This is a genomic window from Nocardia sp. NPDC056064 (assembly GCF_042266925.1).
GTDB lineage: Bacteria > Actinomycetota > Actinomycetes > Mycobacteriales > Mycobacteriaceae > Nocardia.
This window is the reverse complement of sequence record NZ_JBHJWO010000001.1, coordinates 1,608,587-1,633,873: the sequence shown is the minus strand read 5'-3', so window position 1 is coordinate 1,633,873 and position 25,287 is coordinate 1,608,587. Positions and strand designations below refer to the sequence as shown.

Sequence of the window (25,287 nt, the reverse complement as noted above, 5' to 3'; positions counted from 1 at the left end):
CGCTCCTGTCGTCGTCGCTGCCCGGTCAACGTGGCCGGTGGCGTCGGGAGTTGCCGTGAGCGCGCTCACGCCGCCGGGGAAAAGGGGTTGGCGTGCGCGGGTGGCGCGTGTTATCAATGAGTGGTCCTGTTCCCGGCGATCGGAGCTGCGTTGATTTCTTGAGGTTGCGCTATCGGGCGGTCCGCATTCTGCGCACCGCGTTTTCCGCCGCACCTCGAGGGGATCCGCATGGGCACTCTTTCTTTTTCCGATCTCACTTTTCACTGGCCGGACGGCACCGTCGTGTTCGACGGGCTCGACGCCACCCTCGGCCCCGGCCAGATCGGTCTCGTCGGCGCCAACGGTGTCGGGAAGTCCACGCTGCTGCGGCTGATCAGCGGTGAACTGAAGCCCCTTCGCGGGTCGGTCACCGTCCCTGGTGACCTCGGCTATCTGCGGCAGGACCTGGGCATGCAGACCGGGCACCGGGTGGACGCGGTACTCGGCATCGCCGAGGTGCGGGCCGCGCTGCACCGCATCGAGAGCGGCGAGGGCACCCCCGAGGACTTCGACACCGTCGGCACCGGCTGGCAGGTCGAGGACGAGGCCGTGGCGCTGCTCGGCAAGCTCGGCTTGGACTATGTCGCGGGGTCGGTCGCCGACCTGGACCGCACCGTCGAGACACTCTCGGGTGGCGAGACCGTGCTGCTCGGGCTGGTCGCCGAACTGCTGCGCGAACCCGATGTGCTGCTGCTCGACGAACCCACCAACAATCTCGACACCGCCGCGCGCGGCAGGCTCTACGAGGTGATCCGCCAGTTCGCCGGCACGGTGATCGTGGTCAGCCACGACCGCGAACTCCTGGACCGGATGGACGGCATCGCCGAACTCCGCGCCGGGGAGATCCGTTCCTTCGGAGGCAATTTCAGCGAATACGAACGAATCGTCGAGCAGGAGCAGGAGGCCGCCAGGGCCGCGGTGCGCGACGCCCGCAGCGATGTGCGCAAACAGGCGCGCGAACTGGTCGAGGCGCGCACCAAGCTGGATCGCCGTGCCCGGTTCGCGCAGAAACAGCAGGACAACAAGCGGGTGCCGAAGATCGTCGCGGGGCTGCGCAAGAACGCCGCCGAGGTCTCGGCGGGCAAACTGCGCACCTCGCACATCGAGAAGCTGGACTCCGCGCGTGAAACCCTCGATCACGCCGAGGAATTGGTGCGGGCGGATCGCGAGATCCGGGTGCGGTTGCCCGGGACCCGGCTGTATCCGGGGCAGGAGGTGATCACGCTGGAGCAGGCCGAGCTGGCCAATGGACCGGTGGTGGACCTGCGGGTGAGTGGGCCGGAGCGGATCGCGCTGACCGGCCGCAACGGGGCGGGCAAGACCACCCTGCTGCGCCGGATCGTCGAGGAGGAGCCGAAGGTGGCGTGGCGGCTGCTGCCGCAGCGTCTGGACGTGTTCGACGAGGACCGCACGGTCTTCGACAATGTCGCCGCGGCGGCCCCGCACGCCGGTGCCGAACAGATCCGGGCTCAGCTGGCGCGCTTCCTGTTCCGTGGCGCCGATGCCGACCGGGCCGCGTCGGCCCTGTCCGGTGGTGAGCGGTTGCGGGCCGCGCTGGCGACCCTGCTGCTGGCCGAACCCGCGCCGAAGCTGCTCATGCTCGACGAGCCGACCAACAATCTCGACCTGCCCAGCCTGGCCCACCTGACCCAGGCGCTGGCCGGATTCGAGGGCGCGCTGATCGTGGTCAGCCACGACGCGCGGTTCCTCGACGACATCGGGGTGACCCGCACCCTCGAACTGACACCCGACGGACTGGTCGAATAGCGGGCGGGCCCGGCATCGGCAACGATGCCGGGCTCACCGCTACCTCTTGACGCCCGAAGTTATGGTCGATTAGACTAAAACAAGCGAACGAGAGGGAGAGTGGTTCACATGGGGTACGGACACTGGGACGACACGGCGTACCGGGCGGGGAAGACCTATCGCGCACGGCGGGGCATGGACGACTTCGGCTACACCGCCGAGATGCGGGCCAAGTCCTACGAGACCTGGTGCGCGCACCCGCTTCTCGACCCGTTCGGGGTGGACGTGCGCGAATGCCGGGACTCGGCCGAGCACGGGAACTCGCTGCCGGTGGCGGTGCTGTTCGACGTCACCGGCTCGATGGGCACGGTGCCGCGGATCATGCAGGACAAACTCGGCAAGCTGCACGGGCTGCTGAAGAATAGGGGCTATGCCGAGGACCCGCAGATCCTGTTCGGCGCGATCGGCGACGCCGACACCGATCGGGTGCCGCTGCAGGTGGGGCAGTTCGAATCCGACAACCGGATGGACGAACAGCTGCGCGCCATCCTGCTCGAAGGCGGAGGCGGCGGGCAGAAGTCCGAAAGCTACGAACTGGCCGCCTATTTCCTCGCCCAGCACGTGGCCACCGACGCCTGGGACAAGCGCGGCAAGCGCGGGTACCTGTTCCTGATCGGCGACGAGCTGAACAAGCCGCGGCTGGCCGCCCGGCACATCCGCGCGGTGGTCGGCGATCACGTGCGTCGCGATGTGTCGGTGGAGTCGATCTATCGCGAGCTGGCCGAGCGCTGGAATGTGTACTACATCCTGCCGAATCAGTCCTCGTACTACCGGGATCCGGAGATCGCCGAGCACTGGCGCGCACTGCTCGGGCAGAACTTCCTGAAGCTCGACGATCCGGCCGCGGTGTGCGAACTGATCGCGCTGACCATCGGGCTGGGAGAGGACCGGATCGACCTCGATACGGGGCTGGCCGATCTGCGCGATGTCGGGTCGGCGGGAGAGGCCGACGCGGTGGGTCGCGCGCTCGGTACCCGGCCGGGCCGGGGGCTGCGGGCGCTGCCGCCCGGAGGCCGCGATGAGCGGTGAACCGCACCTGGTCGTCGTCGATCTGGGCTTCGGTGACGCGGGCAAGGGCGCGACCGTCGACTGGCTCTGCTCGCCCGCCGCCGCGCTGGGGGTGGCGGCGGTCGTGCGGTTCAACGGCGGTGCGCAGGCCGCGCACAATGTGGTCGCCGAGGGACGCCATCACACCTTCGCCCAGTTCGGCTCGGGCACCTTCGCCGGGGTGCCGACGGTGCTGTCCGAGCACGTGCTGGTCGAACCGATCGCGCTGGCCGCCGAATCCGAGCAGCTGGCCGCGCTGGGCGTGCGCGACCCGCTGGGCCTGCTCGCCATCGACGGCCGGGCGTTGCTCACCACACCGATCCACATCGCCGCCAACCGTGCCCGCGAGGACGCGAGGGGTTCCTCGCGGCACGGTTCCTGCGGTCGTGGGATCGGCGAAACGGCTTGGTACGCCCTGGAACACGACGCGCCGACCGTGGCCGACTGCCGCACTCCGGCAGTGCTGCGGGCCAAGCTGGACCGGCTCGCGGCCCACTACGAGCAACTGATCGGGCCCAGCGCGCACGGGCACGAGCCGATCGACGCGCTGGTGGCGATGTACCGCGATTTCGCGGCGGCGGTGCGGATCTCGGGTCCCGATGAGCTCGCCCGGGCCGCGCGCCGGGGCCGGCTGGTCTTCGAGGGTGCGCAAGGGGTGCTGCTGGACGAGTGGCGCGGATTCCATCCGCACACCACCTGGTCGACGGTGGAACCCCGCAATGCCCGCGCGATGATCGCCGGACTCGGTGGGAGCGCGCGGATCCTGGGCGTCACCCGCACCTATATGACACGTCACGGCGCCGGTCCGTTGCCGACGGAGGCCGCGCTGGGGTACCCGGAACCGCACAACGGGACCGGGCCGTACCAGGGCGCGTTCCGGCAGGGGCACCTCGACCCGATCCTGCTGCGCTACGCCGTCGCGGTGTGCGGGGGGATCGACGGGTTGGTGGTCAATCACCTCGACATGCCCGGAACACTCCGTGTGGCAACGGGTTACGAGACCCTCGTGGGGCTGATCACCGAGGTCGCGCCCGGTCGGTGGCGTGACCTGGACCATCAACAGCGGCTCACCGACCAGCTCGGGACCGCGCGGCCGATTCTCACCCCGATCGACGGCGATCCGGCCACCTGGCTCGGCGAGCGGTTGGGGGTGCCGGTGGTGCTGACCGGCCACGGACCCGATCGCCGCGACCGGATCGCCCACCGCGGTGTCGCGGGCGTGTTCCCGGACGCGTCGTCCTCGGCTGTGCCCGGCGGGCGTGATCCCGCGACCGGGCCACGGAGCACCGAATCGCGGCCTGCCGCCGTGCGGTGAGGACGCGGGTTCGGGAGCCACGTGAGCGAAGTGGTTGGGGGGAGGTAAGAATCGAGCGGGGATCGCCGACCGCGCGGTTCCGGCCGCCGACCCGAGAAGGAGCGACGTGGAGCAATCCGTGGTGTCGATCGATGTGGTGACGCTGCGCTGCTGGGAGGCCGACAGCACCGTGCGCATCGGCGTCGCCCCCCGCGAGTTCGAGCCGTTCACCGGCGAACTCGCGCTGCCCGGCGTGCTGCTCGGCCGCGGTGAACGCCTCGCCGACGCCGCCCGCCGGGCCGTGCACACCAAACTGGGCGTCCCGGAATCCGCGATCGGCGCGGTCGGCCAGCTCGTCACCTTCGACGAACCGCACCGCGACCCGCGCGGCCCGACCCTGTCGATCGCCATGTGGGCCGTCGTCGCCGAGCACGCGGGCCCGGCCGAATGGGTCGGTTTCGACGAGGTGCCCCCGCTGGCCTTCGACCACAACCGCATCGTCGAGACCAGCCGCGACCTGCTGGCGGGCATGCTGTGGAAGGACCAGCGCCTCACCCGCGCCCTCACCGGTGCCGAATTCCCGGCCACCCGCGCGGTCGAATTGGCCACCGCGCTGCACGGCGCCCGCCCCGATCCGGCCAACCTCAACCGCACCCTCGCGGCCATCCCCGGCCTCGAACGCACGGGGGAGCGGCGACGGGTGAAGGCGACGGGGCGTCCGGCCGTTGTCTGGGCGTTCGCCCAGGACTGAGCGCGGTTCGCTCGATGTCCGGCATCATCGCAGGTGGAAAGCTGTTTCCGCGCCGATGCCGGGAGGCGGTGCGGGGTGAAGGTGTGCGGCATCGTCGCCGACGCACTACCGTCGCAGGCCTGTGACCCCGGGGATTCGAACACCAGGTCGGTCCGGGGACTAAAGTTGGTGGTCCGGGCGGTTGCAGCACTCGGCCGACAGGTCCGAATGCAGCGTGAGAGGCGGTGGCATGACTCGACAACTCGGCGAGGCGAAGGTTGGGCAGGAGTCCACCGGCGCCCCGCGGAACGACGGCGCCCCGGCGACCCCCGCCAAGCAATCCCCGACCGCCGCGGTCCCCAGCTCGGCCTCGCGCCGGGTCCGCGCCCGGCTGGCCCGCCGGATGACCGGTCAGCGCGGCATCGCCGCGGTCAAGCCGGTGCTCGAGCCGCTGGCGACGGTGCACCGCGAGCTGTACCCGAAGGCCAACCTGGCCCTGCTGCAGCGCGCCTTCGACGTGGCCGACGAGCGCCACGCCAAACAGTTCCGCAAGTCCGGCGACCCGTACATCACCCACCCCCTGGCGGTGGCCAACATCCTCGCCGAACTCGGCATGGACACCACCACGCTGGTCGCGGCGCTGCTGCACGACACCGTCGAGGACACCGGCTACTCCCTGGACCAGCTCAAGGAGGAGTTCGGCCAGGAGGTCGCCCACCTCGTCGACGGCGTCACCAAGCTGGACAAGGTCAACCTGGGCGCGGCCGCCGAGGCCGAGACCATCCGCAAGATGATCATCGCCATGGCCCGCGACCCGCGCGTGCTGGTGATCAAGGTCGCCGACCGGTTGCACAACATGCGCACCATGCGCTTCCTGCCGCCGGAGAAGCAGGCCAAGAAGGCCAAGGAGACCCTCGAGGTGATCGCGCCGCTGGCGCACCGCCTGGGTATGGCCACGGTCAAATGGGAGCTCGAGGACCTCGCCTTCGCGATCCTGCACCCCAAGAAGTACGACGAGATCGTGCGCCTGGTCGCCGACCGCGCGCCCTCGCGCGACACCTACCTGGCCAAGGTGCGCGCCGAGATCGTCAACACGCTGGCGGCCTCGCGGATCAACGCCATCGTCGAGGGCCGTCCCAAGCACTACTGGTCGATCTATCAGAAGATGATCGTCAAGGGCAAGGACTTCGACGACATCCACGACCTGGTCGGCATGCGCATCCTGTGCGACGAGGTCCGCGACTGCTACGCGGCGGTCGGCGTGGTGCACTCGCTGTGGCAGCCGATGGCCGGGCGGTTCAAGGACTACATCGCCCAGCCGCGCTACGGCGTCTACCAGTCGCTGCACACGACCGTCGTCGGTCCCGACGGTAAGCCACTCGAGGTGCAGATCCGCACCCAGGACATGCACCGCACCGCCGAGTTCGGCATCGCCGCGCACTGGCGCTACAAGGAGACCAAGGGCAAGCACTCCGGTGACGCCGCCGAGGTCGACGACATGGCCTGGATGCGTCAGCTGCTCGACTGGCAGCGGGAAGCCGCCGACCCGGCGGAGTTCCTGGAGTCGCTGCGCTTCGACCTGAAGTCGCCGGAGATCTTCGTGTTCACGCCCAAGGGTGATGTGATCACGCTGCCGCAGAAGTCCACCCCGGTCGACTTCGCCTACGCGGTGCACACCGAGGTCGGGCACAAGTGCATCGGCGCCAGGGTCAACGGCAGGCTGGTCGCGCTGGAACGGCAGCTGGAGAACGGCGAGGTCGTCGAGGTGTTCACCTCGAAGGCGCAGAACGCCGGGCCCAGCCGTGACTGGCAGAACTTCGTCGTCTCGCCGCGGGCCAAGGCCAAGATTCGCCAGTGGTTTGCCAAGGAGCGGCGCGAGGAAGCCCTCGAGAGCGGCAAGGAGCAGATCTCCAAGGAGGTCCGCCGGGTCGGCCTGCCGTTGCAGCGGCTGATGAGCGTCGACGCGATGACCGCCGTCGCCCACGAACTGCACTACACCGACATCTCCACCCTCTACACCGCCGTCGGCGAGCACCAGGTCTCGGCGCATCACGTCGTGCAGCGGCTGATGGCCCAGCTCGGCGGCATCGGTGACGTGGAGAACGAGCTCGCCGAACGGTCGACACCGTCGACGACGCCCGCGCGTCAGCGGGTCACCGGCGACGCGGGCGTGCTCATTCCCGGGGCGCCCGGCACGGTCGCCAAGCTGGCCAAGTGCTGCACGCCGGTGCCCGGCGACGAGATCATGGGTTTCGTCACCCGGGGCGGTGCGGTGAGCGTGCACCGCACCGACTGCACCAATGCCGGATCGTTGCAGGAGCAGTCCGAGCGGATCATCGACGTGGAATGGGCGCCCTCGCCGTCGTCGGTGTTCCTGGTGGCCATCCAGATCGAGGCCCTCGATCGCACCCGCCTGCTCTCCGACGTCACCAAGGTGCTCGCCGACGAGAAGGTCAACATCCTGTCCGCGTCGGTGGCCACCCACGGCGACCGGGTCGCGATCAGCAAGTTCACCTTCGAGATGGGCGATCCCAAGCACCTCGGGCACCTGCTCAACGTGGTGCGCAATGTCGAAGGCGTGTACGACGTCTACCGCGTGACCTCCGCGGCCTGACCCCCGATCCCGGCCCGGGCATTCGCGAGAATGCCCCGGCCGCCTCGTGTCCGGGGCACGACGGTGTTTCGCCAGAGATTTGCTGGCGTCGAAGGGGTTTGCCGAGGCAGTGAAAGGGCCCGTTTGGGCAGCAGTTGGGTTGACCGGAATCTGTTACGGTTTACTGCGTTTCAACGTTCCACTGGTCAGCCGAAACGGACTGTGATGCGGATCGATATGGCTCGGTGCACGACACGACTCACGGTGGCGATGATCGCGTTCACCGTCGCTTCGGTGACGGTGTCGACAGCTACCGCGCACGCGCAGGACATTACTCCCGCCGCGCCGTCGACGCAGGTCTCGATCTCCGCGTGTCCGGCACTGTACGCCTTGGGAATCCAGGGCACCGGCGAATCGTCACCGGATGCGGCCCCCAGTACCGACACCGGAATGCTGTCCACGGTCTTCCGCCCGCTGCTGGCCGAGGCGGGTGAGGCCGGCCTCGTCGACCGGGCCTACGTCCCCTACGAGGCGGGTTTCGGCGGTGCCGTCCCCGGCGGTGCGGTGCCGTACACAGAATCCGTGGACGGCGGTCTGCAGCGACTGCGCGCGATGGCCACCCAGGTCGTGCAGCGCTGCCCGGACACCCGCCTCGCGGTGGTCGGGTATTCCCAAGGCGCCCATGTGGCCTCGCTGTTCGCCCAGGAGATCGGCTCCGGCACCGGCGTGCTGCCCGCCGGGAAACTCGCCGCCGTCGCGCTGTTCGCCGACCCCACCCGCGCCGCGAACGCCCCGCTGTTCCCCGGCGCCCCGGGGCGCAAGGTGCCCGCCGCGGCGCCGGACACCTCGGGCGCGGCACTGGCCACGCTCGGCGAGGTCCGCCAGGCCGCGGCACCCGGTGGCGGCCTCGGCCCGAGCAGTGATCAGGCTTCCGATTTCGGTCAGCTCACCGGGCGTGTCGCGAGCTTCTGCGCCACCGGCGATCTCGCCTGCGACGCGCCCCAGGGCACGCCGCTGGTGCGCGCGGTCACCAACCTGATCAGCCAGGTGAAACTCTCCGGCGGCGACCCGATCGGCTCGCTGGTCTCCATCGCCGACGCGCTGGCCTACACCTCGATCAAAACCGCGACGACCGTGGTGAACTCCGACATCACCGGCAGCAGCCTCGCCGATGTGTCGCTGTCGCCGGGCACCTCGATCGCGCAGCGCATCGCCGACGCCGCCGACCCGCGCAGCACCCTCGACGTCGACGCGTCGTATCAGGCGCTGCTGAAACTCGGGACGCTCGGCATCCAGGCGGTGGCCACCGCGGTGAAATCGGTGCTGACCCCGGCGAATATCGCCGAGCTGGCGACCGCCACCCTGTCGAACCCGCTGGCCGGGCTCACCCTGCTCGGCACGAAACTGGCGGGCGCGGTGCCGGAACTGGTGGCGCCGACCACCGGCGCGCGGCTGGTGAGCGAGGCGTTCGGCGAGGTGCAGCGCACCATCACCGATCATCGGGAACTGCTCGACGTCACCACGCTGGTGCGGTACTGGAATACGTTGCAGCGCCACGACGGATACTCGCGGATGGCCGTCGGCGCCGACGGTGCGCCACCCACCCGGTACGTGGCAAGCTGGTTCGCGGCGGTGGCCCGCGACGCGGCGGACACCTCGGGTGCCGGTGCGGTGCCGGTCGGCGGCTCCGATCGCGGCGCGCCGGGAATATTCACCAGTCCGACCGGCGCGTCTACGAGACCCGCGGCGCCGGGTGGGGGACAATTTCCGTTCGGGACAGGAGCCGATGGCGCCTCATCCGGCGGCGCGTCGACTCCGCCTGCCGCGACACCCACTGCACCCACGACTACCCGTCCGTTCTCTGTGAACTGATCACCGAGAGGTTCTTCGATGCGAATCCATGTGCCCGGCGACGCGGAAAGGGGGGAATGTTGAAGTCGTACAACGAACTGTCGCGCTGGTATTCGGCGCTGGAGCCGGAATCCGACCCGGCCGGCCCCGCGCGTGGGGGCACCGCCGAACCGGCGGCCGACGCCGACGAAGGCCCCGCGCGATATTCGCAGCGCCCCGCGCGCGTCCCGTCCGATGATCCCTCCGCCGAGCTCGACGAGCCCACGGCCGACGCTGATTCCGGCCGCGACGCCCCCCGGAAACCCACGCTCGACACCGTGCGGGCCGCGGACCACGACCCGGCAGACGACGGAACCGACGCTGCCGCGTCGGACCACCACACCGTGGAACCCGCTGCCACAGGGCACGCCGTCGCGGCGGAACCGGCGCCGACCGAGCGCGCCGAAAACGTTCCGGCACGGGATCGACCCGCGGGCTTCCCGGAGAACGCCGACGATCTGGCCCGCCGCGCCGTCGGCTACCCGGAGCGCGACTTCCGCGACCAGGACGTGCCGCCGTACCGCCCCGCGCCGGAACCCGCGCCGCAACCGCCCACCGAACTGGGCGCGCGCCGCAGCGAATTCACCGGCGGCTGGTCGGACTGGGTCGCTCCCGGTCCCGAGGACGACTACGACGCCGAACTCGTCCAGTTCCCGTGGCCAGAGGCCGCGGCCGACGACTACGACGAGGCCCATGTCCTGGCCCCGTCGGGGTCGCTGCGCGCCACCCGTGCCCGCAACCGGACCTGGCTGGTGCTGGCGCTGTCGGTGCTGATCCTCGTGCTCGCCGCCACCGGCGTGCTGTTCCTGCTGTTCGGGCGCGGCGACGGCGACGCGGCCCAGCACGCCGCGCCGCTGCACTTCACCGCGGGCAGCCTCACCGCCGACGATCCGCTCGGTGCGTGCCCGACCGAACGCACCGGCAGCGTGGTGCGCAGCGCCGAGGCCGGTGGCACCGACTCGGGCCCCGATGTCGTGCTCGCCTTCCAGTACGCCTACTACGTGACCCGATCGGGCACCGAGGCCAGGGCCGTGGTCACCCCCGACGCCGAGGTCGCGCCCGCCGCCGTCATCCAGCGCGGGATCGACACCATCCCGGTCGGGACCACGCACTGCGTGCGGATCACCACGGTCGCCGACGACCGGTTCACCGTGGAGGTCACCGAGTTCCGTCCGGCGGGCGCCCCGGCCACCTACACCAAGCAATCGGTGCGGACCGCGCTGGTCGGCGAGCGCACGCTCATCACGGGCATCGCGGCAGGGTAAGGAGAAGCGATGACAGACGACTGGAGCCGTTGGCTCGACGAGGCCCCCGAGGGGGAACCGTCGGGCGACGCGGCGCGTGATCCGGCTCCGGTGGTGCGGTTGCGGCGCAGGACCGGAGATCGTTCCGAGGGTGCCCGCAGGCCGATCCTGGTGGTCGGCGGCTGCGGCGGCGCGGGCACGACCACGACGACGCTGGGCCTGGCAGGCGAACTGGCCGGCACCGGCGCGGCGACGGTGGCCGTCGACGCCACCGCGGCGGGCAGCGATCTGGCGCTGCGCGGGGCCGACAAGCACCTGCATCCGGTGAACCTGCAGTCCTGGGTCTACGGCCGTGGCGGTGACGAACCGGCCCCGCTCGAGGACTGCCTGTCGCGCTCGACCTCCGGCTTCGGGCTGCTCTGGCGCGATGCCACCCCGCTGCGCCGGCGCGCGACATATCTCACTGTCGCGCGTGCGCTCGACACCGGCGGGTACACGGCGGTGTACGACGGCGGCAATCCGATTGCCGGTCGGCAACTGCGTCCGCTGCTCGACGACGCCGATATCGCGCTCGTGCTGGCGATTCCGGCCCGCGTGGACGCGGCCAACCGGCTGCGGGTCACCCTGGAATGGCTCGACGACCACTACGGCGACGACGGCGCCGGTGTCGTGGCCGACACCACCATCGTTGTCTCGCACCAGTATTCACACGACGACTCGCGCGTTGCCGAGCATTTGCGCGAACATCTGTCCGGTTGGGTGCGCGAGGTCGTCGAGATTCCCTACGACCCGCATCTGGCGCGCGGCGAGCTGGTCCGGCACGGCGAACTCGCCGAGGCGACCCGCGCAGCGTATGGGAGCTTGCTCGCCGGGATGGCATCATGACGGCCGCTATGAATCTTCGTCGTCGTCGTGAACCGGCTGCCCCCGGAATCGGTGTCGTCGCGCCGCCCGAATCGCTGCGCGCGCCGATCTGGGAGCGACCGGTGCCCGGGGTGGGCCGGGCGCCGCTGGTGTGGCTGCTGGGGGTGCACGGCGGCGCCGGTGCCACCACCCTCGCCCACGTGCTGGCCCCCGCCGCCGACGCCAAGGGGCGGTGGCCCGGCGTGTTCGACCGCGAGTCGCCCTACGTCGTCCTCGTTGCGCGCGAGACGATCTCGGGCCTGACCCGCGCTCACGACCTGCTGCGCCAGCACCACGCGAACCTGGCCGGGCCCTCACTGATGCTCGGCCTGATCACGGTGGCCGCGCGGCCGGGACGGGTGCCGCCGGAGATCCGGCGTTACCGCGACGTGGTCGGTTCGCTGGCCGGGCGCGTGTGGCAGGTGCCGTGGTTCGAGGAATGGACCCTGGTCGAGTCCGAGGCGCTGCCGGTCTGGTCACCGGGCGACAGCGTGTCGGTCAAGAAACGGCGGGTGGACCCGCTCGACGAAGTACCGCTCGAGATCGGTGAACTCGGTGTCGATCTGGTGGCCGCGATCCGCGCCAGCATCGGCACTCCCGAGCCGGGGGAGGAGCGATCGTGAACGCCGGGCGATCGGGCCGCCGGTGGTGTACAAACGTGTGTCGGCGTCGAAGTGTTTGTGGCACAACACCTTTACAGTGGGAGAAAGGCACCCGATGAGCATGATCCTCCTCGCCGTGCAGGACACGTACGGCACCGTCCTGGCCCAGGTGGGTAATCCGACGCCGGAAGCTCCTCCCGGGTCGGAGAAGATCCTGCAGCTGGTCCGGTACCTGACCTGGTTCGTGCTGCTGTCGGGCATCTGCGGGATCACCTACGCGGGCGGCAAGTTCGCCTGGGAGCGCTGGACCGGCGGCGGCCTCGAGTCGCCGAAGATGGTGGCGGGCGCCATGATCGGCGGTGTCGTCGCGACCAGCGCGGGCACCATCATGAACGCGGTCATCGGTACGTGATCACTGTGCTCGCCTACAAGCAACTCCCGGCCGAGGTGCTGGCGCCGATGACGCAGCTGCTCAACTGGCTGCTCTGGTTCGTCCTGCTGTCCTGCCTGGCCTGGATGATCCTGTCGGCGGGTCGGTTGTGGATCGCGTTCCGCAGCGACCTGGCCGTCAACGACGCCTCCCACGGCGTGCTGATGAGTCTGATCGGAGCCGCGGTCGCCAGTACCGCCTCCGCGATCGCGCTGGCGTTCCTGCCGGCGTGAGGGGGAGAGTTATGACACGGCCGGTCGCGGTCGGTATCGCGCTGCTCGCCGCGACCGTGGGTTGCGGCGGTGGCGAGGCGGGCAGCGAGCTGTCCGCGGCGCCGACCGGTGTGCGCTGGGAGGGATACCAGGGTGTGTCCCTGCCGCACACCGACCAGGGCCCCGCATCGGTGAGCGACGGCGCCGCCACGGGTTTCGAGCACTCCCCACGCGGGGCGGGCCTGGCCGCACTGACCCACACACTGCGGCTGGGCCTCGCGCCGGACACCCAGTGGGCCACCGTGGTGAACCGCGAACTGATGCCGGGACCGGCGCGCGACGAGTGGGCGATCAACCGGGTCCGGCTCTCGATCACCGGGCCCGCCGCGCCCGGATACGCACCGAGATTGTTGGGTTACAAAATCACCGAATACCGCGACGAGCAGTCCAGCGTCGAGGTCTACACCGAGTACGCCGACCGCTCCCGCGTCGTCAGCCACACCACGGTCGGCTGGTACGGGGGAGACTGGCGGTTGCGGTTACCCGACCCGCAGGCAGGCGAACGACCGGTCGATGTGATCGACGAATTACCCCCCGACATCGTGAGATTGGAGGCACCACAGTGAGCGTGAAGGAGCCGGGCACGCGCGACCGCGCGTCCTTCGGCATGATCGCTTCCGGTGCCCTGCTCGCGTTGATCCTCGTCGTCGGTGCGCTGGTGTACTTCACCAGCGGCGGTGACGACGAGACCAGCAGCGCCCCGCCGCCCGCCCAGGCCGCCGGTGGCACCGGTTTCGCCGATCCGGATGTCGACGTGCTGGGCAGGCGTGTGGATGTCCCGAACAACCCGGCGGGCCAGCCGCTGGCCCAGGTGCCGGGAACGCAACGTACACCGGCGGACCCGGATTGGCTGACCGCCGCGCCGGAAGGCACCAAGAAGCCGCACGGCTGGCAGCGTGTCTACGGCGCGTCGGTGCCGTTCTCCACCTCCGACGGGCCGACCCGGATCGAGAACGGGCTCGCCGTCGGCTACGCGCGCACCCCGCAGGGCGCCGCGCTGGCCGCCGCGCAGATCACCTACCGGCTCAACGCCCGGCCCGCGGACCGGGATCTGTATGTGAAGCAGGTGCGGGTGAGCACGGCGCAGCTGGCGGCCTACGACAGCGCGCTGGCCGCCGACCGGCTGCCCGAACAGCAGCCCGAGACGGTGACCCGCTACTTCGTGGCCACGGACGCGTTCAAGATCGACGACTACGCCGACGACATGGCGATCGTGCGGCTGGCCTCGCGCGGTCCGGTCCTCGACGGGAAACAGTTCTACGCGGCCATGCGGATGATCGTGGTGTGGGACCAGGGGGACTGGCGGCTCAAGCCGTCGGCCACGACCAACACCCAGACCGAATATGTGGAATCGCTGGCGGGGTGGACGACATGGTGAGCATCGATGTGCAGCACAGCCCGGATCGATTCCCTGCGGACCATCGAGGGGTGCCAACAATGCTGAAGCCAATGCTGAGGCGGATCTTCACGATTCTCGCGGTGGTCTTCACCGTGATGATCGCGACGCCGACGGTCGCTATGGGCGAGGACTACGGATTCGACCAGGCGTGCAACGAATTGCACGACACCCTCGACAGCGTCGCCATCCCGGGGATCTCCCTCGGTGACGCGGCCTCGGCGGTCTGCAAGGCGGGCAACGCCGCCTCGCATCCGGGTGAGGCCGCCAACGCGGTCAAGGACAAGGCGTGGGACTCCACCTTCGGCAAGGTGGTCGATTCGCTGATGAAGGGCCTCGGTGAGGCACTGATCCTGGCGCTGACCTTCTGGATGAAGGTGCCCAACGAGGCGGTGAGTGATTCCGGCGCCCTGTTCACCAAGATCAACGACTACACCTATCAGATCCAGATATTGCTCTTGATCGCCTCGGTGATCATCACCGGTGGCCGCCTGGCCGAGGCCAGACGCGGGGCGGCGGTCAGCGAGGCCGCCGAATCCTTCCGGCTCTTCGCCAGGGTGGTGTTCAGTTCGTGGATGCTGGGCGCGGTGATCGTGGCGGGCACCAGGGCCTCGGACAAGTTCTCCGAGTGGATCATCCAGGACGCCACCGGCGGCAACGCCAAGAACATGGCCGAGCTGATGGTGAAAACCAGCAAGCTGCAGGCGTTCTCGCCCGGTCTGGTGCTGATCATCGCGATCGTCGGCCTGCTGGGCGCGCTCGCGCAGATCGTGCTGGCCATCGTGCGGCAGGGTCTGCTGGTGGTGGCCGCGGGCGTGCTGCCGCTGGCGGCGGCGGCGTCGGCGACCGGGACCGGTAAGCAGTCGTATCAGAAACTGGTCGGCTGGATCATCGCGTTCATGCTGTTCAAGCCGGTCGCGGCGATCGTCTACATGATCGCGTTCACCACCGCGGGTCACACCGACGAGACCACCTCCTCCGGTGGGCTGCCCAGCGGTGAGGACGCCCAGCGGATGCTGGTGGCCCTGGTGCTGCTGTGCAGCGTGGCCTTCGTGCTGCCCGCGCTGATGCGGTTGGTGGCCCCCGCGGTCGCCACGGTCGGCACGGGCGGTTCCGGTCTGATGGTGGCCGGTGGTACCGCGGTGGGCGCCATGGCGCTCGGCGCGATCGGCACCAAGGCGGTCGCCTCCCGGCCCGCCGCGGCGCCGGGCTCGGCCGGGTACTTCGCCGGTTCCGGCGGTGGACCGCGCCCGGGTGGCGCCGGCGGCACCGGCGGTGGCGCGCCACGGCCGACACCACCACCGCGCGGTGGCGGCGGCGGGACGGCGGCCGCGTCACCGAGTTCGGGGTCGGTGCCCTCGGGGGCGGCCCGCAACATGGCCGCCGCGCGCGCGGCGGCGGGCGGTACCACCCGGGCCGATCAGGCGATGGGCGACGTCGCCGGTGACCGCTGGGCCAACCGCGCACCCGACCTCGGCAGGAGCACGATTCCGCGATGACGACCTCGGTGACCGACACCTACGAGCGCCGCTCGTACGGGTTGTGGCAGAAACCGCGCAGCGCGGGCCTTTTCGGCCTGCGCTGGGAAGAGACCGTGATCGGTTTCGTCGTGGTGATCACGGCGCTGATCTGCGCGATGGTCGGCGGATTCAAATGGGGTTTCATCGTCGGCGGCCTCGGCGCGCTGGTGATGGTGCCGCTGGTGTGGCGGACGGGGGGCCGCTCGGGCTACGAGACGGGACTGATGATGTTCAACTGGATGCGCTCGCGCAAGAACGGCGAGCACGTGTACCGCGGCGGCCGGTTCTCCCGGATCCCCGGCGGTGTCACGAAACTGCCAGGGCTGCTCGCTCCGTCGAAGCTCTACGAAGGCATCGACGCCGGCGGCTACCACTTCGGGATGATCCACCTGCCCGCCTTCGCCCAGTACACGGTGGTGCTGCGCGCCTGGCCGCAGGGCCACGAGGCGGTCGACCAGCCGGTGATCGATCGCTGGGTCGCGGCCTGGGGCACCTTCCTCGCCTCGGTCGGGCAGACCAGCGACATCGTCGCGGTGGTGCCGGTGATCGATACCGTGCCCGAGACCGGTAACCGGCTGCTCAACGAGGTCTCCACGATCACCCGCCCGGAGGCACCGGATCTGGCCCAGCAGGTGATGTACGAGCTGGCCACCGAACTGCCGCAGGAGCGGGTGCAGTTGCTGCCGCGGGTGGCGATCACGTTCAAGGCCACCACCGCCGAGCGCCGCAAGAACCCGGCCGAGGAGGCCGTGGAGATCGGGCGCAGGCTGCCCGGCATCTGCGCGGCGCTGGCCGAGGCAGGCGTGCGCGCCCAGCCGATGTCGGCCGAGGAGGTCATCTCCTTCATCCGGCGCAGCTACGACCCGGCCGCCCAGGCCGATCTCGAGGTCGCCGCGGCGGACCCGGGCGGGCACGGGCTGGGCTGGGACGACGCGGGCCCGGTCTCGCACGACGAGAAGTGGGATCACCTGATCCACGACGGTGGCCGCTCGGTGACCTGGGAGATGGATGCGGCGCCCGAGGGCGCGGTCGACGAGCGGGTGCTGCAGCGGCTGCTCGCGCCCAATCCCGAAGTGCCGCGCAAGCGCATCGCAATCGTCTACCGGCCGCACTCGGCCGCCGACGCCGCCGAGATCGTCGACGACGACTTCAAGAACGCGCTCGTGGCGCAGCAGAGTGAGCGCGGCGTCGTCTCGGCGGCCGCGACACTGCGGGTCGGCGCGACCCAGCAGGCTCGTGAGGAACAGGCCCGCGGGCACGGTGTGACCCGCTTCGGCGCGCTGGTGACGATCACCGAGCCGCTGCGGGGCGATCTGCCGCGCATCGAGGCCATCACCCGCGACCTCTCCACGCAGGCCCGGCTCAAGATCCGGCGCTGCTACCGATACCAGGCCGCGGCATTCGCGGCCTCCCTGGGATGCGGCGTGATCCTGCCCGAGCACGCGACCATTCCGAAGGCATTGGCGGGGTGAGGCGGACATGGGACGCGACTACGAACCCCCGGTGCGCGACCGCGACGACATCGCGTTGCGCCCGGTGCACCGGCCGCCGCGCATCCGCGGCGAACGCGAGCCGCGGCCCGCGGGCAGCCCGTCGCGCGTGAGCGAGGACGTGCTCGGTCTCGACGAGCGCACCGACCGTGCCGAGGGCGAGCCCGCGGCCCGGGGCTCGCGCACCGACGCGGAGCGCAGGCAGGGCGAACGCCGTGCGCGCGAGGAGGATCGGTCGCGTACCGCCCGCCCTCGCGGTGAGGACGCGCGCCCGTCCCGGCCACATCCCGAGGAACCCCGCGGCACACGCGAGGGTGAGTCCCGGCGCGCTCGCGAACACGAGTCCCGCCGTGCCCGCGAGGCCGAGGGCCGTGATTCGCGTGGCGAGGGCCGTGATTCGCGTGGCGAGGGCCGTGAGTCGAGCGATCGCCGTGACCCGAGTGGCGAGGCAGGTCGTTCCCGTGGCGACCGTGCTCGCGGACCGCGACCGGCGGGTGGTCAGGGTGAGCGGCGCACCCGGGGCCCGCGCCCCGAGCAGGCCCGCCGTGGACTGCGTGAACAGGACCACGGCCCCCGGCTCGAACACGATCGCGGCCAGGACGATCCGCGCCGTCAGCCGCGCCCGGCCAAGCCCCGGCTGAGCAAGCCGACGCGCCCGGTCAAGGCCGCGCGACCCGACCGCCCGGATGACGCCGCCGATCGCGCGATGGGCACCGGCCGGGCGGCCAAGTCCAAGGCGCGGCCGGACCGCAGGCAGGGTCCCTCGCTGCTCGACGACGCCACCCGCGCCCGCTACGAGATGATCCAGCGCGAGCAGTCCGGACTGCGCGCGGCCTGGGCCACCTTCCGCCTGCACACCGACGACCTGCGCCGCAACAACGCCCAGGCCCGCTCGGAGGCCGTGGTCGGCGACGGATTCGACCGCACCACCGCCGAACTCACCGACCGCGGCTACTCCGGTCCCGGCGGCGGCAAGATGAACGTGGTCGGCCGCCCGGTCGAATACCGGGCCACCACCGCCCAGGTCGCGGGCCTGTGGCCGTGGTCGGTCGGCGCGGGCGCGCCACTGATCGGCACCCCGCTCGGCTCGCATCTGCACACCGGCGCGCCGGTCTGCTTCGACCCGATGAACTGGTTCATGCGCGGCAGCTTCATCACCGCGCCGAGCCTGTTCGTGCTGGGCCTCAACGGCTTCGGCAAGTCCTCGCTGGTGCGCCGGATCGTGCTGGGCGGCATCGCCCAGGGCATCACCCCGCTGATCCTGGCCGACGTCAAGCCCGACTACCGCAAGATGGTGGAACTCGTCGGCGGGCAGGTCATCGACCTCGGTTACGGCCACGGCAAACTCAACCCGCTGGCCGCCGGTGTGCTGGGCGCGGTGGTGCCGCGGCTCACCGATTTCCCCGCGCTGCAACAGCAGGTGCTGCAGGATCTGCGCGCCCGGCAGGTGACGTTGATCGCGGGCCTGGTGGAACTCGTGCGTGGCGCGCGGGTGGCCGATTTCGAGGAAACCCTCATCGCCACCGCGCTGCGCATTCTCTACCAGCCGGGCCGCGGCTTCACCCCGGACAAACCGCCGATCATGGAGAACCTGCTCGAGGTGATCATCGGCGGCGGCCCGGAACTGATGCTGGACGCGGGCGCCGACGACGACGACGAATACCAGCACGCCATCAAGAACCTGCGCCGCTCGCTGCGCGCGCTCACCCAGGGCCCGTTCGGCGCGATCTTCAACGGCCAGACCTCCGTGCCGATCGACACCGGCGCCGTGGCGGTGTGCATCGACGTCTCGCACATCCCCACCGGCGACAAGAAGCTCAAGGCCGCGGTCATGCTGGCCTGCTGGGCCGACGGCTTCGCCTCCGTCGAGGCCGCGCACGTGCTGGCCGACGCGAAACTCGGCCCGCAGCGCTACTTCCAGGTCGTCATGGACGAGCTGTGGCAGGTGCTCGGCCTGGGCGACTTCATGGTCGACCGCGTCGACGAGTTGACGCGTCTGCAGCGCGGCCTGGCCACCGCGCTGATCATGATCAGCCACACCATCAAGGACCTGCAGGCCCTGGGTTCCGACGCCGCCATAGCCAAGGCGATCGGCTTCCTGGAACGCGCGCGCGCCAAGATCTTCGGCGCGCTGCCCGCCGAGGAACTGTCCCGGCTCGATTCGACGGTGCCGTTCACCTCCGCCGAACAGGAGATGGTCACCGGCTGGTCGGCGCCGCAGGCGCTCACCGGTGAGGCGTTGCGGCCGGGCCAGCAGCGGCCCTCCCCGCCGGGTACCGGCAAATTCCTGCTCAAGATCGGTGAGGATCGCCGGCCGGGCATCCCCTTCCATATGGAGTTCACGGTGTCGGAGAAGGAAAGCGGAATCCACGACACGAATCAGCGGTTCAGCGAGTTCGGGGACAACCCGCGTGGTGCACCGGACCCGTCGGCGAACGGGGGACAGCCATGATGCCGCATCGGTCCTACCGGCGGGTCTCGCCGGAGGTGCGCAAGGCCGCCGTCGAGCAGGTCGTCGCGTTGACCGACAAGCTGCGCAGCGAGTCCGAGGCGTGCCGGGTGGTGGCCGAACAGATCGGCGTGCACGCCAATTCGGTGCGCAACTGGGTGCGCGCGGCCGAGGGCCCGAGCCTGGACCGGATGGACGCGACCGCCCTGCGGCGCAAGGTGGTGCTGCTCCAGCAGCAACTGGCCGCCGCCGCGGAGATGAACCGCACCCTCGCCGACACGCTCAACGAAACCCGGCGCCGGACGTGAACACCGCCGCGGCGGACCCGGATCCCGGCGCCCGGCGCGGCACGGCAGGGGGCGCCCGATGAGCCCGCGCACGATCGTGATGTCGGCCCTCGGCGCGGTTCTCGGACTGGTCACCCTGGTGCTGGTGATCGTGCTGCCCTCCTCCGACGAGACCTGCGAGACCGGCGACATCCTGGTGGGGTCCTCGGCCGCGACCCTGCCCCAGCTCGGCGGTGACTACCCCGGCGACCCCCGAGCCGCCGCGACGAGCACCGTGCCACCGAGCTCGAATCCGGCGGTGACCGGCACGCCCTCACTGGCCGCCGGAGTCGGCCCGCTGCGCCGGACCCTGCCGCTCGAGGTGGGCACCTTCACCATCTCCGACGTGTTCGGTTCGCGCGGCGGCGATCACAAGGGCATCGACATGGCCGCCGCCGACGGCACCACGATCTACTCGGTCTCCGACGGCAAGGTCGTCGCCGCCGGTCCCGCGTCGGGATTCGGCAACTGGATCGTGGTGGACTCCGTGGACACCAACGGCCGCGCCTACTCCGCGGTCTACGGCCACATGTGGGATCGCGGCGTGCGGGTGCGCACCGGCGACACCGTCACCGCGGGCCAGCCGATCGGGATGGTCGGCTCGGCAGGCGAATCCAGTGGCCCGCACCTGCATTTCGAGATCGTGCCCGGTGGCCGCTTCACCGGTGGCCGCCAGATCGACCCGATGCCGTGGCTCGACGGCGCGCCCACCCCGGATGTCGGTGGCGCGCGGGCCTTCTCCAGCGACCCGAACTGTGTGCGCGGCTTCGGCAGCGCCGGTGGCCTGCTGGCCGACGGCAAGGTGCCCGCCGACCTGGAGATCTGGTACCGCCGCGCGGGCACCGTCTGCCCGGAGATCTCCTCCTCGCTGCTGGCCGCGCAGGCCAAGCAGGAGTCCGGATTCCGGCGCGGGCTCACCTCGCCGGCCGGCGCGCAGGGCCTGGCCCAGTTCCTGCCCGGGACGGCGGTGAGCATCAATCCCGACGACGGCAAACCGTATGTCATCGACGCCGACGGCAACGGCCGCGCCAGCGTGTGGGACGACGGCGACGCGATCATCGGCCAGGCCCGCTACATGTGCGCCATCGCGCACAAGATCGCGGGCTGGATGGCCGCCGGCAAGGTCTCCGGTGACCTCGCCGCGCTCACCCTGGCCGGCTACAACGCCGGTGAGGGCGCGGTGCTGGCCTCCGGCGGCATGCCCAATCAGGTGGCGGCGCACTATGCGGAGACCCGGCCGTATGTCACCAACATCCTGTCGATGGAACCGCAGTACCGCGCGCCCGGCGCGCAGGGCCGGTTCACCCCGGAGCAGGGCGGTGGCGGCGCGCAGATCGTCGAGGCCGCCCACGACTGGCTCGGCACGCCGTATGTGTGGGGTGGTGGCGGCGCGCAGGGTCCCAGCGGCGGCGGGTTCGACGGGCCCGGCCTGACGGCGGCGGCGGTGTTCGCGGCGTCCTCGGGCGCGGTCACCTTGCCGCGCACCGCCGAACAGCAGTGGGAGGCCGGCTACGAGGTGCCGATCGCCAAGATCGCCGCGGGCGATCTCGTGTTCAGCGACTTCGGGCGGCAGGGTCCAGCGCAGGTGGGAATCTACGCGGGTAACGGCCGGATGATCCAGGCGCGGCCCGCGGCGAGCACCCGGGGCGGCGGTGGCGTCGTCGAGGTGGCGGTGCCGGGCGACGCGCGGGCGAGGAGGGTGTTGTGACCACATCGTGTCGGACACCGGGGATAACCTGGTGGGAGAGAACACGAATCCGCACGATCCCGGCGGTGATGCTCGTGGCGGTCCTCACGACGGTCGCCGCCTGCGGCGGTGACTCCGGCTCCGCGCGCCCGGACCAGGTCACCCCGACCACCCGGTTGCTGGAGGCGGGCGCGGCGACCGATCCGACCACCGCCGACGGGGTCGCGGTGGTGGCGTTGCGCGAGATCTACACCTGGTACCCGACCACCGAACAGCCGGGTTCCTCGGTGCAGCGCGCGCGAAAATGGCTGGGGCCCAGCATGATCCGTATGCTGGACAGTTCGACCGGAGTGGCCGACACGCCGAAACCGTCGCTGCAGTGGGCGGAGTGGGCGAAGGCGAAAGCGCACGTGGAGGCGTTCACCTTCGCCTCGGGGGAGAAACCACCGGCGAGCGCGGATCCGGCGGTGGCGCAGTACAAGATCGGCGTCGAGCAGACGGTCGTCTACCCGGACGGGCGCACCGAGGCACTGCCGCCGAGCACGGTCATCGCGACCGTCGTGCAGACGCCGCAGGGCTGGCGCCTGGACGCGTTCCGCTAGCCGGCACAACCGAGCATCCGACAAGGTCCACAAGGAGGCACACGTGGCGAAGAAGAAGGTGACGGATCCGGCCGCGGTCGGACCCGATACGACGCTGATCCTGATCGTGGTCGGCTTTGCGACACTGATCACCCTCGCTGTCGCGCTGCACCTGGGCAACGCGATGGCGGTGGTGCCGCAGAACATCCCGATCAACCCGATCGCCGTGGTGGCCGATCTGGCCCGCGGCAAACTGCACTGGCCACGCGCCTCGACGGTGATCGTGCTACTGGTGATCGCCACGATCGTGGCGTACTACGTGATCCGCAACCGGCTCAGGAAGCGGGCCGTCGTCGGCAGGCTGGCGATCGACGACAAGGCCGACTACATGGGCACCGGCAGCGCGATCGCCTCGATCACCGAGGCGGGCGTGCGGGAGAAGGCGGCCCAGCTCGGTGTGCGGTTGCGTCCCGGTGACGCGCCCGGCGTGCCGATCGGGGTGGCGGTGGCCGACGGCTCGCCGCTCTATGGCTCCTACGAAGACCTGCACCTCGACATCTGGGGTCCACGTCAGGGCAAGTCCACCTCGCGGGTGATCCCGGCGATCCTGTCCGCGATCGGCCCGGTGATCACCACCTCGAACAAGCGCGACGTTGTCGACGCCACCCGCAATGTGCGCGAGGACCGCGACAGCCGCACCTTCGTCTTCGATCCGCAGGGCGTCGCGGGCGAACGCGCCAAGTGGTACTGGGACCCGCTGGCCTGGGTCGACCACCGGCAGGAGGGCTGCGAGATGCGCGCGGCCCGGCTGGCGGGGCACTTCGCCGACGCCGAACGCGGCGAGGGCGACAAGTCCGACAGCTTCTTCGACCCGGAGGCCGAGGACCTGCTGGCCGGGCTGTTCCTGGCCGCCGCCATCGCGGGCAAGCCGATCACCCAGGTCTGGGAGTGGGTCACCGACTCGCAGAACTCCGAACCGATCGAGCTGCTGCGCGGCGCCGGGCACGACTTCACCGCCGCGGGCCTGGCCATGCAGTACAACGCCGAACAGCGCACCAAGAGCGGCATCTTCGGCACCGCCAAGAAGATGATCCGCTGCCTGCAGCTGTCGAACGTGCATCCCTGGATCAGCCGGGGCAACAGCGACCGCTACCAGTTCGACGAGCTCGAGTTCATCGAGCGCAACGGGACCCTGTACTGCCTGTCGCTCGAGGGGCGTGGATCGGCGGCGCCGCTGGTCAGCGCGCTGACCGAGGCGGTCATCGACGTGGCCATGCGCAAGGCCTCGCGTTCCTCCGGCGGCCGGTTGCCGGTGCCGCTGCTCGCGGTGCTCGACGAGGCCGCCAACGTGGTGCGCTGGAAGGATCTGCCCAAGCAGTACAGCCACTTCGGGTCGCGCGGCATCGTGGTGATGACGGTGCTGCAGTCGTGGGCCCAGGGCGCGCGCTGCTGGGGTGAGGCGGGCATGAGCGCGCTGTGGTCGGCCGCCAACATCAAGGTCCTCGGCAGCGGCATCGACGACATGGCGTTCCTGCGTGACCGTTCCGAGGCGATCGGCGAATACGACTCGATCTCGCAGTCGATGTCGCAGTCGGGCAACAGCAAGAGCTACTCGCGCTCGCTGAGTTCCTCGGTGACCTTCACCGCCCAGGGCCTGGCGACCCTGCCCCGCGGCCGCGCGGTGGTGTTCACCTCGGGTCAGCCCGCGGTGCTGGTGCGCACGGTGCCGTGGTGGGAATCGGAGTACGACGCCGCGGTCCGCCGCTCGATCGAGGACAACGATCCCACCCGCAAGACCCGCATCGAGGACGTGATCGGCCAGCCGTCGGGGATGCTGGCGAAACCCATTCCGCCGGACGAGATCGGTGACATCGAGGAGGTCAAACCGCTGTGAGCAACGAGATTACGGGTGCGGCGAAGAAGCGGGTCTACGCCGACGTGTCCGAGTTCGTGGAGCAGTACCTCAGCGAGCTCTACCAGCGGCAGGTGACCGACATCAGCGACACCGTGTGGTGCCCGGAGTGGTGGCGTCATCCCGAGGCCGCGGTGCGGCTCGACGCGCTGTGGCAGGCGTGGGAGCACTACCGGATGCAGGGCGGTCCGGGGATCAGTGTGTGGTTCCTCGACCACGCCGACCCGCACATGACCAAGCTGTTCGACCCGCGCGGGCCGTTCAAGTACTGCAGTGTGCGCAACGGGCACAAGGAGATGCTCAAGCGGCTGCCGCTGGAGAACCCCGACGCGGCCCTGTGGACGGCGCCGGAGAACGGCCTGTGGGACAAGAGCCATCCGCACGGTGCCTGAGCGGTCGTGAACGCTCCCCGGTGGTGAATCGGGGAGCGGAGGGATCAGCGCTCGCGTTCGATGCCGCGGGCTTCGATGCCGCGTGCTCGCATGGGGGTGTGGCGGGTGGCCGCGTCGTGCAGGCGGATCGCGTCGTCGGGGGAGATGCCCTGGCCCATCTCGACCAGCATGCGCACCTGGCTCAGCTCCGGGGCCACGCCCGCGCGCTCCAGGTGCGCGGCGATCGCGGCGCGGCGCTCGACGGTGTCGTAACCGAGCTGCGGCGGGTTGGCCGCGACGACACTGGTGGCGGCGAACGGTGAGGACGGGTCCTTCTCCAGGCTGAGCCCGCGCTGCTGGGTCGCCTTGTTGCCCACCGACATCATGTGCTCGAGTTCCATGTTGCGCGGGTCCTTGGCCTTGAGATCGCGCGCCTCGCGCAGCTGGAGTTCCTTGGCTTCCTTGATCTTGGCCTCGACCGCCTTGGCGCGGGACTCGGCCTCTTTCTGGCCGTGTTCGCGCGACTTCAGGGCGACCAGGGTGGCCATCTGCAGCATCGTGCGCATCATGGACGCTGTTTCGCTGCCGATGTCGTCGAGTTCCGCCATGACTGCTCCCCGATGCTGCTGTGGAAGTGGACATCTGAGACTACCCCGGTGAGGACACGAGCGGAGGTGTGGCGTCCGTGTCGAGGTCGGCGAATCG

General features: G+C 70.5%; 22 protein-coding genes. 21 read left to right on the top strand and 1 reads right to left on the bottom strand.

Features of this window, described 5'->3' with window-relative positions; all coding sequences use genetic code 11:
* Positions 1-228 precede the first annotated feature (228 nt).
* The 21 genes from ACFC06_RS07505 to ACFC06_RS07405 all read left to right on the top strand — a co-directional run bounded on the left by ACFC06_RS07505 (position 229) and on the right by ACFC06_RS07405 (position 24,603).
* The gene (locus tag ACFC06_RS07505) at positions 229-1,806 is read left to right on the top strand and encodes an ABC-F family ATP-binding cassette domain-containing protein (protein ID WP_375928859.1); all 1,578 of its coding nucleotides are present in this window, start codon (positions 229-231) and stop codon (positions 1,804-1,806) included.
* 108 nt (positions 1,807-1,914) lie between these two features.
* Entirely contained in the window at positions 1,915-2,874 is a 960-nt protein-coding gene (locus ACFC06_RS07500) for a hypothetical protein (protein ID WP_375928857.1), read from the top strand.
* Entirely contained in the window at positions 2,864-4,207 is a 1,344-nt protein-coding gene (locus tag ACFC06_RS07495) for an adenylosuccinate synthetase (RefSeq protein ID WP_375928855.1), read from the top strand. Before ACFC06_RS07500 ends, ACFC06_RS07495 begins: the two co-directional genes overlap by 11 nt.
* Positions 4,208-4,313: 106 nt before the next feature.
* Positions 4,314-4,937, top strand: a complete 624-nt coding sequence (locus ACFC06_RS07490) for an NUDIX hydrolase (RefSeq protein WP_375928853.1) — start codon at positions 4,314-4,316, stop codon at positions 4,935-4,937.
* A 229-nt stretch (positions 4,938-5,166) separates the two neighbouring features.
* Positions 5,167-7,530, top strand: a complete 2,364-nt coding sequence (locus ACFC06_RS07485; RefSeq protein WP_375928851.1) for a RelA/SpoT family protein — start codon at positions 5,167-5,169, stop codon at positions 7,528-7,530.
* A 249-nt stretch (positions 7,531-7,779) separates the two neighbouring features.
* A complete protein-coding gene (locus ACFC06_RS07480; RefSeq protein WP_375928849.1) occupies positions 7,780-9,381 on the top strand; it encodes a cutinase family protein in 1,602 nt (533 codons plus the stop codon).
* Between the two features lie 56 nt (positions 9,382-9,437).
* Positions 9,438-10,664, top strand: a complete 1,227-nt coding sequence (locus tag ACFC06_RS07475; RefSeq protein ID WP_375928847.1) for a hypothetical protein — start codon at positions 9,438-9,440, stop codon at positions 10,662-10,664.
* A 9-nt stretch (positions 10,665-10,673) separates the two neighbouring features.
* Positions 10,674-11,528, top strand: a complete 855-nt coding sequence (locus ACFC06_RS07470) for a MinD/ParA family protein (protein WP_375928845.1) — start codon at positions 10,674-10,676, stop codon at positions 11,526-11,528.
* An 8-nt stretch (positions 11,529-11,536) separates the two neighbouring features.
* The gene (locus ACFC06_RS07465; protein WP_375928843.1) at positions 11,537-12,169 is read left to right on the top strand and encodes a hypothetical protein; all 633 of its coding nucleotides are present in this window, start codon (positions 11,537-11,539) and stop codon (positions 12,167-12,169) included.
* 94 nt (positions 12,170-12,263) lie between these two features.
* A complete protein-coding gene (locus tag ACFC06_RS07460; protein ID WP_022566424.1) occupies positions 12,264-12,560 on the top strand; it encodes a hypothetical protein in 297 nt (98 codons plus the stop codon).
* Complete coding sequence (locus tag ACFC06_RS07455) at positions 12,557-12,811, top strand: hypothetical protein (protein WP_336084088.1); 255 nt, start codon at positions 12,557-12,559, stop codon at positions 12,809-12,811. Before ACFC06_RS07460 ends, ACFC06_RS07455 begins: the two co-directional genes overlap by 4 nt.
* An 11-nt stretch (positions 12,812-12,822) precedes the next feature.
* Positions 12,823-13,416, top strand: coding sequence for a hypothetical protein (locus tag ACFC06_RS07450; protein WP_375928840.1), 594 nt, complete (start codon positions 12,823-12,825; stop codon positions 13,414-13,416).
* Positions 13,413-14,228, top strand: coding sequence for a hypothetical protein (locus ACFC06_RS07445; protein WP_375928838.1), 816 nt, complete (start codon positions 13,413-13,415; stop codon positions 14,226-14,228). The genes ACFC06_RS07450 and ACFC06_RS07445 overlap by 4 nt, the downstream gene beginning before the upstream one ends.
* A gap of 71 nt (positions 14,229-14,299) precedes the next feature.
* Positions 14,300-15,745, top strand: coding sequence for a hypothetical protein (locus ACFC06_RS07440; protein WP_375928836.1), 1,446 nt, complete (start codon positions 14,300-14,302; stop codon positions 15,743-15,745).
* On the top strand, positions 15,742-17,238 hold the full coding sequence (locus ACFC06_RS07435; RefSeq protein ID WP_375928834.1) for an SCO6880 family protein: 1,497 nt from the start codon (positions 15,742-15,744) through the stop codon (positions 17,236-17,238). The genes ACFC06_RS07440 and ACFC06_RS07435 overlap by 4 nt, the downstream gene beginning before the upstream one ends.
* A 7-nt stretch (positions 17,239-17,245) precedes the next feature.
* Complete coding sequence (locus ACFC06_RS07430) at positions 17,246-19,708, top strand: hypothetical protein (protein ID WP_375928832.1); 2,463 nt, start codon at positions 17,246-17,248, stop codon at positions 19,706-19,708.
* A complete protein-coding gene (locus ACFC06_RS07425) occupies positions 19,705-20,013 on the top strand; it encodes a transposase (protein WP_375928830.1) in 309 nt (102 codons plus the stop codon). Before ACFC06_RS07430 ends, ACFC06_RS07425 begins: the two co-directional genes overlap by 4 nt.
* Before the next feature lie 58 nt (positions 20,014-20,071).
* Positions 20,072-21,739 (top strand): peptidoglycan DD-metalloendopeptidase family protein, encoded by a 1,668-nt coding sequence (locus ACFC06_RS07420; RefSeq protein ID WP_375928828.1) that lies wholly within the window; start codon positions 20,072-20,074, stop codon positions 21,737-21,739.
* A 68-nt stretch (positions 21,740-21,807) separates the two neighbouring features.
* The gene (locus tag ACFC06_RS07415) at positions 21,808-22,320 is read left to right on the top strand and encodes a hypothetical protein (RefSeq protein ID WP_375935264.1); all 513 of its coding nucleotides are present in this window, start codon (positions 21,808-21,810) and stop codon (positions 22,318-22,320) included.
* Positions 22,321-22,363: 43 nt separating this feature from the next.
* Positions 22,364-24,193, top strand: a complete 1,830-nt coding sequence (locus ACFC06_RS07410; RefSeq protein WP_375928826.1) for a type IV secretory system conjugative DNA transfer family protein — start codon at positions 22,364-22,366, stop codon at positions 24,191-24,193.
* Entirely contained in the window at positions 24,190-24,603 is a 414-nt protein-coding gene (locus ACFC06_RS07405) for a DUF4913 domain-containing protein (protein WP_375928824.1), read from the top strand. Before ACFC06_RS07410 ends, ACFC06_RS07405 begins: the two co-directional genes overlap by 4 nt.
* A gap of 44 nt (positions 24,604-24,647) precedes the next feature.
* Here the strand turns inward: ACFC06_RS07405 and ACFC06_RS07400 are convergent, their stop codons facing one another.
* Positions 24,648-25,190 carry a hypothetical protein gene (locus ACFC06_RS07400; RefSeq protein WP_375928822.1) on the bottom strand — a complete coding sequence of 181 codons (543 nt, stop codon included), beginning with the start codon at positions 25,188-25,190 and terminating at the stop codon, positions 24,648-24,650.
* Positions 25,191-25,287 lie beyond the last annotated feature (97 nt).

Excerpts from the sequence above, each read along its gene's own strand:
- ACFC06_RS07485 (WP_375928851.1), top strand. The coding sequence starts at position 5,167 with ATGACTCGACAACTCGGCGAGGCGAAGGTTGGGCAGGAGTCCACCGGC.
- ACFC06_RS07435 (WP_375928834.1), top strand. The coding sequence starts at position 15,742 with ATGACGACCTCGGTGACCGACACCTACGAGCGCCGCTCGTACGGGTTG.
- ACFC06_RS07470 (WP_375928845.1), top strand. The coding sequence starts at position 10,674 with ATGACAGACGACTGGAGCCGTTGGCTCGACGAGGCCCCCGAGGGGGAA.
- ACFC06_RS07400 (WP_375928822.1), bottom strand. The coding sequence starts at position 25,190 with ATGGCGGAACTCGACGACATCGGCAGCGAAACAGCGTCCATGATGCGC.
- ACFC06_RS07480 (WP_375928849.1), top strand. The coding sequence starts at position 7,780 with ATGATCGCGTTCACCGTCGCTTCGGTGACGGTGTCGACAGCTACCGCG.
- ACFC06_RS07465 (WP_375928843.1), top strand. The coding sequence starts at position 11,537 with ATGAATCTTCGTCGTCGTCGTGAACCGGCTGCCCCCGGAATCGGTGTC.
- ACFC06_RS07450 (WP_375928840.1), top strand. The coding sequence starts at position 12,823 with ATGACACGGCCGGTCGCGGTCGGTATCGCGCTGCTCGCCGCGACCGTG.
- ACFC06_RS07475 (WP_375928847.1), top strand. The coding sequence starts at position 9,438 with ATGTTGAAGTCGTACAACGAACTGTCGCGCTGGTATTCGGCGCTGGAG.
- ACFC06_RS07440 (WP_375928836.1), top strand. The coding sequence starts at position 14,300 with ATGCTGAGGCGGATCTTCACGATTCTCGCGGTGGTCTTCACCGTGATG.
- ACFC06_RS07500 (WP_375928857.1), top strand. The coding sequence starts at position 1,915 with ATGGGGTACGGACACTGGGACGACACGGCGTACCGGGCGGGGAAGACC.
- ACFC06_RS07430 (WP_375928832.1), top strand. The coding sequence starts at position 17,246 with ATGGGACGCGACTACGAACCCCCGGTGCGCGACCGCGACGACATCGCG.
- ACFC06_RS07415 (WP_375935264.1), top strand. The coding sequence starts at position 21,808 with ATGCTCGTGGCGGTCCTCACGACGGTCGCCGCCTGCGGCGGTGACTCC.
- ACFC06_RS07425 (WP_375928830.1), top strand. The coding sequence starts at position 19,705 with ATGATGCCGCATCGGTCCTACCGGCGGGTCTCGCCGGAGGTGCGCAAG.
- ACFC06_RS07505 (WP_375928859.1), top strand. The coding sequence starts at position 229 with ATGGGCACTCTTTCTTTTTCCGATCTCACTTTTCACTGGCCGGACGGC.
- ACFC06_RS07460 (WP_022566424.1), top strand. The coding sequence starts at position 12,264 with ATGAGCATGATCCTCCTCGCCGTGCAGGACACGTACGGCACCGTCCTG.
- ACFC06_RS07495 (WP_375928855.1), top strand. The coding sequence starts at position 2,864 with ATGAGCGGTGAACCGCACCTGGTCGTCGTCGATCTGGGCTTCGGTGAC.
- ACFC06_RS07420 (WP_375928828.1), top strand. The coding sequence starts at position 20,072 with ATGAGCCCGCGCACGATCGTGATGTCGGCCCTCGGCGCGGTTCTCGGA.